We start from the raw sequence: 12,710 nt of genomic DNA on the forward strand, positions 1-12,710 counted from the left end.
GCAGCCTGACGAGCGGCCATGGATGGCCCAATAAGCAGGCAACGGGACAGGGCAGTCCCGTGATTCAGCTGACACTCTTCGAGCAATTCGAGGGTGCCGGCGACACTCAGGGAAGGGTGTGACAGATGGGCGTCAACCTCGATCTCGGACAGGCGGTCGACCTGGTCCGCCACGCGTTAATCCTCATGCTGCTGGTGTCTGCGCCCATGCTGGTGATCGGCATGGTGGTCGGCATCGTCGTGTCGCTGTTTCAAGCGGTCACGCAGATCCAGGAGCAGACCCTCACCTTCATCCCCAAGATCGTCTCCATGGTCGCCGCCGCGATCATCCTCATGCCCTGGATGACCAATCGGCTGCTGGAGTACACCGCCAGCATGTTCCTGACGGGCGAGGTGCCGTAGGGAAATTTGCGGTTTGCGATTGCCGATTTGCGATTGAAGAAGCAGCCGTTCAATCCCAAATTCCAATCGCAAATCGGCAATCGCAAATCGCAGATGATTCAAGACCTGCTCAACTTCGTCCCCGTTTACGTGCTCGTGCTCGTGCGCGTGGCGGCGATGATGTTGTTCGCGCCCATCCTCGGCAGCAGCCGGATTCCCAAGCGCGTGAAGGGATTGCTGGCGATCATGCTGGCGATGGGGTTGGCGTCGGGCGTCACGGTGCCGCCGGTCATTCCCGAATCGCTGGGGGCGCTCACGGTCGGCATTGCCGGCGAGATCGTCTTCGGGCTGTCGATGGGCATCGTCATGTCGATGTCGTTCATCGCGGCGCAGTGGGCGGGCGAGATCATCGGCCAGCAGATGGGCCTGCAGATGGCCGAGGTGTTCGATCCGCAGTACGGCTCGCAGGGATCGCTCGTGGGCGACATGTACTACATGCTCGCGACCGTCACGTTCCTGTCGATCGGCGGGCACCAGATCATGATTCGCGCCGTCGGCGAGAGCTTCCGCCATTTGCCGCTGCTCAGCGTCGGCATGAACGCGCAGCTGTTCGAGTTGCTCATCGGCCTCGTGCAGGCGTCGGCGGTCATCGCGTTTCGGTTGGCCGCCCCGGTGCTGGTGACGATGCTCGTGGTCGATCTGGCCTTGGGACTCATCGGCAAGGCCATGCCGCAGTTCAACGTGATGGCCGCCGGCATGACGCTGCGGTCGGCGGTCGGCATCTTCATCGTCATCGTGGGCCTCGGGCTCACGAGCGAGGTGATCCGGGATTCAACGCTCGACAACCTCGACACCGTCGTCGCGGCGTTCCGTGGAACGGTGTAGGGGCGGGCCTCCGTGCCCGCCCGTTTTGGCTGGATAGCGAACCGCGTGTGCGAGATGAAGGAGGGCAGGCACGGAGGCCTGCCCCTACGAAGACGTGTTCGTCACGGATAACGACCCATGGCAGCAGACGACGCTGGTGACAAGACCGAGGCCCCGACCCCCAAGCGCCGCCAGGAGGCGCGCGATCAGGGGAACGTCGCGCGCAGCGCCGACATCGGGCCGGCGGTCCTCATCATCATGTCGATGATCCTGCTGAAGGCCTACGGCGAGGGCGTCGTCACCGCGCTGAAGATGCTGCTGCTCGACACGTTCGGCGAGGGGGCGTTCACCGACTTCACCGGCTTGAACATCGGCGGGCGCATCGTGAAGAACCTCGTGGCCGTCGCGCTGGCGGCGGCGCCGATCTGCATTGGCATGATGATCACGGGCATCTTCGTCAACGTGCTGCAGGTCGGCTTCCGCTTCAACACGAAGAAGCTTCAGCCGAACATGAAGGCGCTCAACCCGATCAAAGGGCTGGGCAACCTGTTCGGCAAGAAGCGCGGCCTCGTGCCGGTGCTGATGAACTTCGTGAAGTTCACGGTGATCGCCGTCCTCGCCTATCAGGCCGTCGCCGATCGCGTGCTGATGATCGTGTCGTCGCAGACCCTCGAGTTCCAGCAGATCTTCCACCTGGCCTCGGGCATCATCTACTCCATCGCCATCCGCATCGGCATCGTGCTGCTGGTACTGGCCATTCTCGATTACGCCTACCAGTGGTGGAAGATCGAGAAGGATTTGAAGATGACCAAGCAGCAGGTGAAGGACGAGATGCGCTCGATGGACGGCGACCCGCAGATGAAGGCCCGCCGCAAGCAGATGGCAATGGACCGGCTGCGCAAGCAGGTGAAGGCCAACGTGCCGACCGCCGACGTCATCGTCACCAACCCCACGCACTACGCGATCGCGCTGAAGTACGACGCCGGCACCATGCACGCCCCGCGCGTCGTCGCCAAGGGCAAGGGGCCGTTGGCCTTGCACATCCGCGAGATCGCGATCGCGCACGGCATCCCGATCCTCGAGCGCAAGCCGTTGGCGCGGGCGTTGTACAAGATGGTGGAGGTGGGGCAGGAGATTCCGGAACAGTTTTACTCGACCGTCGCCGAGATCCTGGCGTACGTATGGGAGTTGAGCGGAAAGTTGAAGAGGCAGAGCGCCTAGTCGTACCACGGGCGGCCCGCCCGTGTTTTGGATGAGTAAGAAGGACACGGGCGGGCCGCCCGTGGTACGGAGGAGGCGGAAGCGCGCTCCGGCCGTGGCATGGGCGTCTCGCCCATGCGTGTGGACTGGAACGGAAAGCGTGATTTATGGCCGACCGCGCCGGCCATGCAGGCCGGCACAAATGAGATCACTTGGCCCTATGACAAGCATGGGCGAGACGCCCATGCCACGGTCGGACGGGTGCCACAGGTCGCGGTACGCCGAGACTTGTGTCTTCGTCCAGTAAGTCAGACACAGGTCTACGAGTACGCCGACCTGTGGCACCGGGACCCGGCAATCAGCGAGAAGCATATGGGCAACGAAATCTATTCTTCGGGTGACGAAATCCACTCTTCGCCTCGCGAACTCCACTCTTCGCGCGACGAAATCCACTCTTTGCGGAACGAAATCCACTCTTCGCGCGACGAAATCCAGTCTTCGCGCCGCGAAATCCACTCTTTGCGCGACGAAATCTATTCTTCTCGCCGCGAAATCCATTCTTCGCGCGACGAAATCCATTCTTTGCGCCCCGAGATCCACTCTTCTCGCCGCGAAATCCAGCGCCCAGCGAATGAAATCATGCTATTGGGCGCATAGATCGTAATAGCGGACCATCGACCACGAACCGCCGACCGATAAACCATGGCAACCGCAGTCGCACCCAACCCCTTCTTCGCCAAGCTGCACGAGCATCGCGGGATGATCTTCCCGATCTCGTTCATCGCGTTGCTCGCGGTGCTGTTGGTGCCGTTGCCGCCGTTTATATTGGACCTGTTGTTGGTCCTGAACATCACGATCGCCATCATCGTGCTGGTCACGACGATCTACATCAAGAGCCCGCTGGAGTTCGCGGTCTTTCCGTCGTTGTTGTTGGCCGTCACGCTGTTTCGGCTGGTGCTGAACGTGGCGACGACGCGTCTGATCCTTAACGCCAGCGGCACGCCCGAGGAAGCGTTGCACGCCGCCGGTGAGGTCGTGATGCGGTTCAGCGAGTTCGTGACGGGCGGCAAGATGATCGTCGGCGTGATCATCTTCGTGATCATCTTCATCATCCAGTTCGTCGTGATCACCAAGGGTGCCACGCGCATCAGCGAAGTGGCTGCGCGGTTTACGTTGGACGCCATGCCCGGCAAGCAGATGGCGATCGACGCCGACCTGAACGCCGGCATCCTCACCGAGCCCGAGGCCCGCAGGCGCCGCAGCGAGATCTCGCAGGAAGCCGACTTCTACGGTGCGATGGACGGTGCCAGCAAGTTCGTGCGCGGCGACGCGGTGGCGGCCATCATCATCACGTTCATCAACGTGCTCGGCGGCATCTACGTCGGCATGGTCGAAAACGGCTGGGAGATATGGCACTGCCTGGAGCTGTACACGAAGCTGACGATCGGCGACGGCCTGGTGAGCCAGGTGCCGGCGTTCATCACGACCCTCGCCGCTGGTTTGATCGTCACGCGCACCAGCAGCAAGAACGATCTCGGCGACGAGATGCTCGGCCAGATGCTGGCCAAGCCCAAGGCGCTCATCATCGCGGCGGGCTTTTTGATGGCGATGTCGTTCACCGGGTTGCCCGCGTTTCCGCTGTTGATCCTGGGCGCCTGCTGCGGCGGGCTGGCGTTCGTGATGAACCGCAGCGAGAACCGCACGATCGCCGCGGCCGCCGCCAAGGAGAGCGAGCAGACGCAGGCGGCCGCCAAGGAACCGGAAAAGGTCGAGAAGCTGCTGGACGTCGACACGATGGAGCTGGAAGTGGGCTACGGCCTCGTGCGGCTGGTCGACACGACCAAGGGCGGCGATCTGCTCGACCGCATCAGCCTGATTCGCCGGCAGATCGCGGTGGACCTTGGCATCATCGTGCCGCCCATCCGCATTCGCGACAACATGCAATTGTCGGCCAACGACTACGCGATCAAGATCAAAGGCCAGACCGTGGCGCGCGGCGTGACCTACCCCGAACAGTACATGGCCATGGACAACGGCGCCGTGAGCGGCCCGATCCCCGGCGGCACGCAGACGATCGAGCCCGCCTTCGGCCTGCCGGCGTACTGGATTACGGAAAGCGAGCGCGGGCAGGCCGAACTCTTGAACTACACCGTCGTAGAAGCCACTGCGGTTCTCGCGACACACCTCACGGAGGTCGTGAAGCAGCACGGTTACGAGCTGTTGACGCGGCAGGAAGTGAAGAACCTCGTCGAGAACCTGAAGGTGCGCGTGCCGGCGTTGATCGAGGAAGTGATCCCGACGCAGATCAAACCGGGCGAGTTGCAGAAGGTGATGCAGAACCTGCTGCGCGAGCGCGTGCCGGTGCGCGATCTGGAGACGATCATCGAAACGCTCGGCGACTGGGCGACGCGCACGAAAGATCTGGACGTTCTGACGGAATATGTGCGCTCGGCATTGGCACGGACGATCTGCAAACAGTATGTTGATGACGCTGACAAACTCTGGTGCGTAACGCTTGATCCGGCCATGGAAGACCTGATCAACTCGCACCTGGAGCGCAGCGAGCGCGGCACGACCAACACGATGCCGCCAGTGACGGCCCAACAGGTGGTCCAGAACATCGCCGAGAAGATGAACGAGCTGACCGCGATGGGACGGTCGGCGGTCATCCTCTGCAGCCCGACGATAAGGGGGCCGCTTCGGCGCATGATCGAGACCGGCCTGCCCCACGTGGCCGTGCTGGCGTACAACGAGGTCGTGAGCGACGTCGCCGTTGAAGCGGTGGCGCTGGTGGGAATGAACGGGTAGGATGGTATTTTCGATTTGAGATTTGCGATCTGCGATTGAAGCGGCGAGATGGACGTCTGCTCTTCAATCGGCAATCGCAAATCGCAAATCGGCAATTCCTAGAAATGTCCAAGGACGGACGCTATGAATCTGCAGACCTTCAAAGCACAAACGATGGCCGAGGCGCTGTCGCAGGTGAAGACGGCGATGGGGCACGACGCCGTCATCCTTCACACGCGCACCTTCGTGACGCGGCAATGGCTAGGACTTAGACGCCGCGAGATGGTGGAGATTACGGCGGGCAAGGGGCTGAACGTCGGCGAGCGCTCTGCCCGCCGTGCCGCCCAGACGCCGCGCGTGGCGACGACGGTGGGGGCCGGCACTTATTCCCGTCAAACCTTGCTGAACGGGCCGGCCGCGGTGCTGGCGACGGCCCGCGCGCCTGAGACGTCGCCGCGGCAGAACTTCCTGGACTCGCCCGCCGCGGGCAACGCGGCCATTCACGGCATTACGCAGGACATGGGTTCGCTGAAGGCGATGGTCGCCGACCTCGTCAAGCAGACCCGCGCTGCCGGCGCGCCGCAGGTGCCCGAGGACTTGCTGGAGTACTACACGCAGATGGTGGGCAACCAGGTGGCCGAGGAATTGGCCGCCGATGTGCTGAAGACCATCCAGCGGCAGAGCCGTCCGGAGATGCTGCAGAACGGCGAGTTCGTTCGCGAGAAGATCGCCGAGCAACTGGAGAAGCTGATCCCCACGTCCGGCGGCATTCGCAGGACGAAGACGGTGGGGCCGCACATCGTCGCGCTCATCGGCCCCACGGGCGTCGGCAAGACGACCACGCTGGCGAAGCTGGCGGCCAACCTGAAGCTGCGCGAGCGGCACAAGGTGGGGCTCATCACGCTCGACACCTACCGCATTGCCGCCGTCGACCAGTTGCGCAAGTACGCCGACATCATCGGCAGCCCGCTGCGCGTGGTGAGCACCGGCGACGAGCTGCGCGAGGCGATCGCGAGCATGGACGACTGCGAGTACATCCTGATCGACACCGCCGGCCGCAGCCCGCGCGACGCGATGAAGCTGAACGAGCTGAAGGGCCTGTTGGCCGTCGCCGAGCCCGACGAGGTCCACCTCGTGCTGACCGCCACCGCCAGCGCCGATTCGGTGCAGATGGCGATCACGAAGTTCAGCGAGGTGCGCGTCGACAAGATCATCTTCACGAAGCTCGACGAGGCCGCGCATGTGGGTGTCGTGCTGAACGCCGTGCGCAAGGTGAACAAGGGCCTGTCGTACATCACCACGGGCCAGGACGTTCCGGACGACATTGAGGTCGGCCGCGGGCGTCGGTTGGCTCAGATGATCCTGGGGAACTAGGGAGATTTGCGATTTACGATTGCCGATTTTCGATTGAAGAAGAACGCCTGCTCTTCCAATCGCAAATCGGCAATCGCAAATCGCAAATATAAAAACATGACCATGATGATGGACCAAGCCACGCACCTGCGCTCGATGATGGGCACGCGCAAGCGCGCCACGGTGATCGCGATCACCAGCGGCAAGGGTGGCGTAGGCAAGAGCAACATCTCGGTGAACCTGGCCGTGCAGTTCGCGGCCGCGGGCAAGAAGGTCGTCCTGCTGGACGCCGACCTTGGCCTGGCCAACGCCGACGTGCTGTGCAACGTCGATCTGCCGGCCAACCTCTCGCACGTGCTGTCGCGCCGCAGGGAGCTGCGCGACGTGCTGTTCGACGCGCCCGGCGGATTCAAGATGATCGGTGGCGCGTCCGGCCTGGCCCGCATGGCCGACCTGTCGGACGACGACCGCGAGCGCATCGTCGCCGCGATGGCGGAGATGGAGGAAAGCTCCGACATCATCCTGATCGACACCGGCGCCGGCATCAGCCCCAACGTCCTGGCCTTCACCCGGGCGGCCGACCATGTACTGGTCGTTACCACGCCCGAACCGACCGCCATCACCGACGCCTATGCGGTCATCAAGGTGCTCAGCCGCCAGTACGCGTTGCCGGAAGAAGACCAGCGGCGAGTCAGCCTGCTGGTGAACCAGGTGCAGTCGTCGGTGGAAGCAAAGATCGTCCACGACCGCATCGCGAAGGTCGCAAGGCAGTTCCTCGGCGTGCCCGTGCTGGATGCCGGCTACGTGATGGATGACGAACAGGTGCCGATGAGCGTGCGGAAGCGAATCCCCTTCACGCTTGCCGCCCCCAAGTGCTCGGCCAGCCAGTGCATCGCCCAGTTGGCGATGCGATTGGAGAAGGGCGTCTCCAACCGCAGCGAACGCGGCGGGTTCTTTAATCGTATGGGTAAGTGGTTCAAGAGATAAGGAGATTGCCGATGGGCGATCTGCGATCTGCGATTGACGAGCGGCGGCCTTTCAATCGCAAATTGCAAATCCCAAATCGGCAATGAGCAATTGCCCCTTCGCTTCGCCGCCAGTCTCGCGATTCTCGCTTTTGTGGTCTGCCTGGTCGTGGGCGGGTTGCAGGTGGGCAATACGTTCAGCACCACCATTACGCGTGCCCTGCAGGCGATGGGCGGCACATTAGTGGTGGGGTGGGTGGTGGGGTGGGCGGGGCAGAAGATGATCGACGAGCGGATGGAGCAGGTGAAGGCCGCGTCCGACAAAATTGCGGAGGTGAAAACCTCCGCCGATGACCGATAATCAGAAGTGGTGTGTTCGAACGACGGATGACACGCCCGCCCGCAAGGATGCAGGCGTCATGCGATCCGCGAAACCAAGGACCGGGAGTAGCCAATGGCCAAAGCAGTAATAGCCCTGAAATCGACGCCCTCGAAGCGCGACATCAAGGAAGTGTGGGGCGACTACAAGCAGAACAAGACCGAGCCGTTGCGCAACATCCTGATGGAGCATTACCTCCACCTGGTGCGTTACAACGCCGAGCGGATCCACGTCAAACTCCCCGATGAGGTCGAGCTGGACGATTTGATGTCGGCCGGCATCTTCGGCCTGATGGACGCGATCAACGCCTACGATCTCGATCGCGGCGTGAAGTTCGAGACCTACTGCGCCCCGCGCATAAGGGGCGCGATCCTGGATGAACTTCGCAGCATGGACTGGGTGCCGCGCCTCGTGCGTAGCCGCGCCCACAAGCTCGACGGCGCCAGCAAGCAACTCGAGACGGAGCTGGGCCGTGCGCCGACCAGCGAAGAGGTCGCCAAGCGTCTGCAGGTGCCAATGGCCGAGTACGATAAGATGGCCAAGGACGCCTCGGCCGTCGGCCTGGTCAGCCTGAGCCGCAAGTGGTTCGAGACCGACAGCAACAAGGACGTGCGCGAGATCGACGTGCTGGAAGACAAGCGCGGCGCCGACCCGGTCCGCGAGATCCAGCGGAAGGACCTGAAGGAACTGATCACGAAGGGTCTGTCGCGGGCCGAGCGGCTGATCATCATCCTGTACTACTTCGAAGAGATGACGATGAAGGAGATCGGCGCCACGCTCGATCTGAGCGAGAGCCGCGTGAGCCAGATGCACAGCAGCATCCTGGCCCGGTTAAAGGCCCAGATGGCCGACCGCCGCAAGGAATTCCAACAGGCGACGGCGGTGTAGGACCGTCCGACCTCCGACCATACTGATGAAGTACGCAAAGGCCGGCCATTTCAGTGGCCGGCCTTTTCTCTTCTGTAGGACAGGCATTCCTGCCTGTCTCTCCCCCCGTATTCTCTTAGTCTCTCTTCTGTGGCACAGGCATTCTTGCCTGTGTCTCTTCCTGTCTTTTCCTGCTCTCGGTGGGACGGACATTCTTGTCTGTCTCTCTTTGCGCTCTCCACTTGCGCACCAGAAGACGGCGCGAAGGTCACGAAGGGCAGACGCGAAGGCCGCCGAGAAGACAAACGCCAATCGCGGCGGCGGTTTGGGTAAGGTAACGCGCGAAACCGTGCACCATTTTGCACCATTTTGCACCATCGGGTGATCGAGCCAGTCGCCGATAGGGCCAACGCGTTGCGTATTCAGTTGTCAAAGAGCAGGCTATCCATCTCTACGCCCGCGCTGCGCAGTTGAGGTGGATTCAGCGCAACGCGCTCAGCTTTTCTTCGCGTCCGCCTTCGCGTCCTTCGCGCCTTCGCGTCTCTGCCTCTTCGTCATCGCGACTCCGCCGCGTGGCAGGCAAGAATGTCTGTCCCACCAAGGAAGAGACACAGGCAAGAATGCCTGTGCCACAGAAGAGAGGCAGAATACGGGGGGAGATGAAGACGGGGGGAGAGACAGGCAGGAATGCCTGTCCTACAGAAGAGGGAGACGCATGCCGGGAAACGATGCTGGCCTGGTTGCTTGAGCAACCAGGCCAGTTCGGTTTCCTTCAAGATGGTCCTGACGAGCCGAACCTAGTTCACACCGGCCATCATCGCGTCGCGGAGCTTGCGGAGGGCTTCGTGTTCGATCTGGCGGACACGTTCGCGGGTCAGACCGATGCGTTCGCCAATCTCCTTCAGGGTCAGCGGGTCCTCACCGGTGAGGCCGTAGCGGAGCTTGAGGATGTTGCTGGCGCGGTCGTCGATGGCGGCCAGCAGGTCGCCCAGCTGGCGCAGCTCGTCGCTATCGCAGACCTCCTGATCGGGGGTCGGGTTGTGCGTATCGGCGACCAGATCGTTGATCGTCAGCTCACCGTCGTCGCTCGCGACCTGGGTGGGCGAGTGATACGCCTTCACGGCCTTGCGGATGATCTTCAGCTTCTTCGGCGACATCTTCAGATGAGCCGACAGCTCATCGATGCTCGGCAGGCGACCGAGGCGGTCTTCCAGCTGGCGCATCGCCTGCTTGAACTGGGTCATCAGCTCGACCATGTACGCCGGGATGTGGATCGGCTGCACACTGTTGATCAGGGCACGCTTGATCGCCTGCTTGATCCACCAGCTGGCGTAGGTGCTGAACCGGCTACCGTTCTCAGGGTCGAAGCCTTCGACCGCCTTCAGCAGGCCAATGTTTCCTTCTTCGATCAGATCGGGCAGCGACAGGCCACGCCCGACGTAGTGTTTAGCGATGTTGACGACCAGGCGCAGGTTCGACCGCACCATGCGTTCACGGGCGGCGGGGTCGTTGTCGTTAACGATGCGACGACCGAGCGTCTTCTCCTCATCGGCCGTCAAGAGTGGGGACTCGTTGATCGAGCGGAGGTAAAGCTGGAGACCAGATTGGACCGCGGCTGTCGCCATAAGTTGTCCAGAAAGGTAGATACGGTCATGCTTCCGCCTGAAGCACTTCGCATCTTCATACTACTTAAACGAGGCTCATCAGTTCGTACAAAAATAGTACGGAATGAGACCTCAACCAGATTACATCGGCGGCGAAACGATCTGACTTTTACAAATCTAACGTGAACTTCGATTTGAACCGGCACTTTATCGCTTGAGATGCTCGTTCCGGTGCTGTCCTTCAGATTGTTACGAAGGCAACCCCAATCGTCAAGCACATTCTGCCGCTGGACGCGCGCAAAAAACCGGGCCATCCCTGTGAAGGAATGGCCCGGTGTGACTGCTGTAAACATGGGTAGGGCATACCCTTACCCACGGCGTTGAAATCCCTTAGAACTTCAGGTTGCCCAAGCCGGTGGTGCCACCGACGTCCTCAAGGCCACCACGCAGACCCTTGCGGTCGGCACGCTGCGAACGCACCTCCTCGCGCTTCTCCTCTTCCTGGGCCCATTGTGCACGCTTGAGCGACAGGCCGATCTTGCGCTCGTCGCTGTCGACGCGCAGGATCTTCACGTCGACCTCCTGATTGACCTTCAGGTTGTCCTCGGGCTTCTCGACCTTCTGGTCGGAGATTTCCGAGATGTGCAGCAGACCTTCCAGGCCCGGTTCCAACTCCACGAACACGCCGAAGTTGGCGATCTTCGTGACGTGGCCCTTGACGACCATGCCCGGACGGTAGTTGGCGGGGATGACCGTGGTCCACGGATCTTCCTGCATCTGCTTGAGGCCCAAGGCGATGCGCTGCTTCTCCTGGTCGACCGACAGCACGACCGCCTGTACCGATTCGCCCTTCTTGAGCACTTCGGACGGGTGACCGACCTTCTTGGTCCACGACAAATCGCTGACGTGCAGCAGGCCGTCGATGCCTTCCTCGATCTCGACGAACGCGCCGTAGTTGGCGATGTTGCGGATCTTGCCCTCGACGACCGAGCCGGGCGGGTACTTCTCGGCAACCCGTTCCCACGGGTTCTCCTCGACCTGCTTCATGCCGAGGCTGATCTCCTGCTTGTCCTTGTTGATCTCGAGCACCTTCACCTTGACCATCTGGTCCTGAGCGACGACCTCGCTCGGGTGGTTGATGCGCTTGGTCCAGGACATCTCGGAGATGTGCACGAGGCCCTCGACGCCTTCCTCAAGCTTGCAGAACGCGCCGTAGGACATGATGTTGACGACCTGCGCCTCGTGGCTGCTGCCGATCGCGTACTTGCTCTCGATGTTCTCCCACGGGCTGGCGTCCTTCTGCTTCAGGCCCAGCGCGATCTTCTCCTTGTCCTTGTCGACCGAGAGGACCTTGATCTCGATCTCCTGGTCGATCTTGAGCATCTCGCTGGGGTGGTTGATGCGGCCCCAGGACATGTCGGTGATGTGCAGCAGGCCGTCGATGCCGCCCAGGTCGATGAACGCGCCGAAGTCGGCGATGTTCTTGACCACGCCCTTGCGGACGTCGCCGACGTTGATGCCCTCGAGCGTCTTGCGCTTCATGTCCTCGCGCTGCTGCTCGATCATCTTGCGGCGGCTGATGACGATGTTGCGACGCTCCTCGTCGATCTTGAGGATGACCGCGTCGATCGTGCGACCGATCCAGTCGGAAATCTCGCCCGGACGGCGGATGTCGACCTGGCTGGCTGGCAGGAAGACCGGCACGCCGATGTCGACCAGCAGGCCACCCTTGATCTTCTTGGTCACCTTGCCGCTGACCGGGTCGCCTTCCTTCTTGCTCTTCATGATGGCTTCCCAGTTGATGATGCGATCAGCCTTGCGCTTGCTGATCTTCACCAGACCGGTGTCGCCTTCCACGTCCTCCAGCAGCACGCGAACCTCGGTGCCGACGGTGACGTTCTCGGGTTCGTCGAACTCGCTGCGTTCGAGGACGCCTTCGCTCTTAAGGCCCAGTTCGACGACGAAGTCGTCGCCGCTCATGCCCGAGACCTTGCCCTTGATGATCGCGCCGGGCGTGAAGTCTTGGACCTCGTCGCCTTGAATGAGCTTGTTCAGATCGTTGGCGGCATCGCCGAGGGCCAAGCCCACGGCCGAGTCGACGTCAGCGTCCATGTCGCCAAGCGAATTGATGAGATTAAAATCGACCATATGAAAATGCGGCGGCCGATGAGGCTGCCTATCCTGTAAGTGCTGCGCGGCCCAATTTTCGGATAGAAACCACCAGCGCCCGCGCGGCACCGGCGGTCCATTACCCAGGATTTCTCAGTCGGACCACCCGACAAAGAGGGGGAAGGGACCATTGTAGAGGCCA

11 protein-coding genes are annotated in these 12,710 nt (G+C 61.9%); 9 read left to right on the plus strand and 2 right to left on the minus strand.

All coding sequences use genetic code 11. From position 1 onward, the window contains the following. Positions 1-125 precede the first annotated feature (125 nt). From fliQ to VGN72_14000, 9 genes are all read left to right on the plus strand, one after another. Entirely contained in the window at positions 126-401 is a 276-nt protein-coding gene (gene fliQ / locus VGN72_13960) for a flagellar biosynthesis protein FliQ (GenBank protein HEV7300468.1), read from the plus strand. 93 nt (positions 402-494) lie between these two features. After that, positions 495-1,265, plus strand: coding sequence for a flagellar biosynthetic protein FliR (gene fliR / locus VGN72_13965; protein HEV7300469.1), 771 nt, complete (start codon positions 495-497; stop codon positions 1,263-1,265). A gap of 117 nt (positions 1,266-1,382) precedes the next feature. Continuing rightward, positions 1,383-2,465: a flagellar biosynthesis protein FlhB gene (gene flhB / locus VGN72_13970; protein HEV7300470.1), complete on the plus strand. Its 1,083-nt coding sequence runs from the start codon at positions 1,383-1,385 to the stop codon at positions 2,463-2,465. Between the two features lie 99 nt (positions 2,466-2,564). Continuing rightward, on the plus strand, positions 2,565-3,101 hold the full coding sequence (locus tag VGN72_13975) for a hypothetical protein (GenBank protein ID HEV7300471.1): 537 nt from the start codon (positions 2,565-2,567) through the stop codon (positions 3,099-3,101). Between the two features lie 45 nt (positions 3,102-3,146). Next, positions 3,147-5,252: a flagellar biosynthesis protein FlhA gene (gene flhA, locus VGN72_13980; protein ID HEV7300472.1), complete on the plus strand. Its 2,106-nt coding sequence runs from the start codon at positions 3,147-3,149 to the stop codon at positions 5,250-5,252. 123 nt (positions 5,253-5,375) lie between these two features. Continuing rightward, positions 5,376-6,605: a flagellar biosynthesis protein FlhF gene (gene flhF / locus VGN72_13985; protein HEV7300473.1), complete on the plus strand. Its 1,230-nt coding sequence runs from the start codon at positions 5,376-5,378 to the stop codon at positions 6,603-6,605. Between the two features lie 102 nt (positions 6,606-6,707). Then, positions 6,708-7,571, plus strand: coding sequence for a MinD/ParA family protein (locus tag VGN72_13990; protein ID HEV7300474.1), 864 nt, complete (start codon positions 6,708-6,710; stop codon positions 7,569-7,571). Positions 7,572-7,661: 90 nt separating this feature from the next. Further along, on the plus strand, positions 7,662-7,910 hold the full coding sequence (locus tag VGN72_13995; protein HEV7300475.1) for a hypothetical protein: 249 nt from the start codon (positions 7,662-7,664) through the stop codon (positions 7,908-7,910). 93 nt (positions 7,911-8,003) lie between these two features. Beyond that, positions 8,004-8,816: a FliA/WhiG family RNA polymerase sigma factor gene (locus tag VGN72_14000; GenBank protein HEV7300476.1), complete on the plus strand. Its 813-nt coding sequence runs from the start codon at positions 8,004-8,006 to the stop codon at positions 8,814-8,816. Positions 8,817-9,592: 776 nt separating this feature from the next. Here VGN72_14000 and VGN72_14005 read toward each other — a convergent pair. Both VGN72_14005 and VGN72_14010 read right to left on the minus strand, forming a co-directional pair. After that, on the minus strand, positions 9,593-10,420 hold the full coding sequence (locus VGN72_14005) for a sigma-70 family RNA polymerase sigma factor (protein HEV7300477.1): 828 nt from the start codon (positions 10,418-10,420) through the stop codon (positions 9,593-9,595). 369 nt (positions 10,421-10,789) lie between these two features. After that, a complete protein-coding gene (locus VGN72_14010) occupies positions 10,790-12,511 on the minus strand; it encodes a 30S ribosomal protein S1 (protein ID HEV7300478.1) in 1,722 nt (573 codons plus the stop codon). Positions 12,512-12,710 lie beyond the last annotated feature (199 nt).

This window comes from Tepidisphaeraceae bacterium, from assembly GCA_035998445.1.
GTDB lineage: Bacteria > Planctomycetota > Phycisphaerae > Tepidisphaerales > Tepidisphaeraceae > DASYHQ01.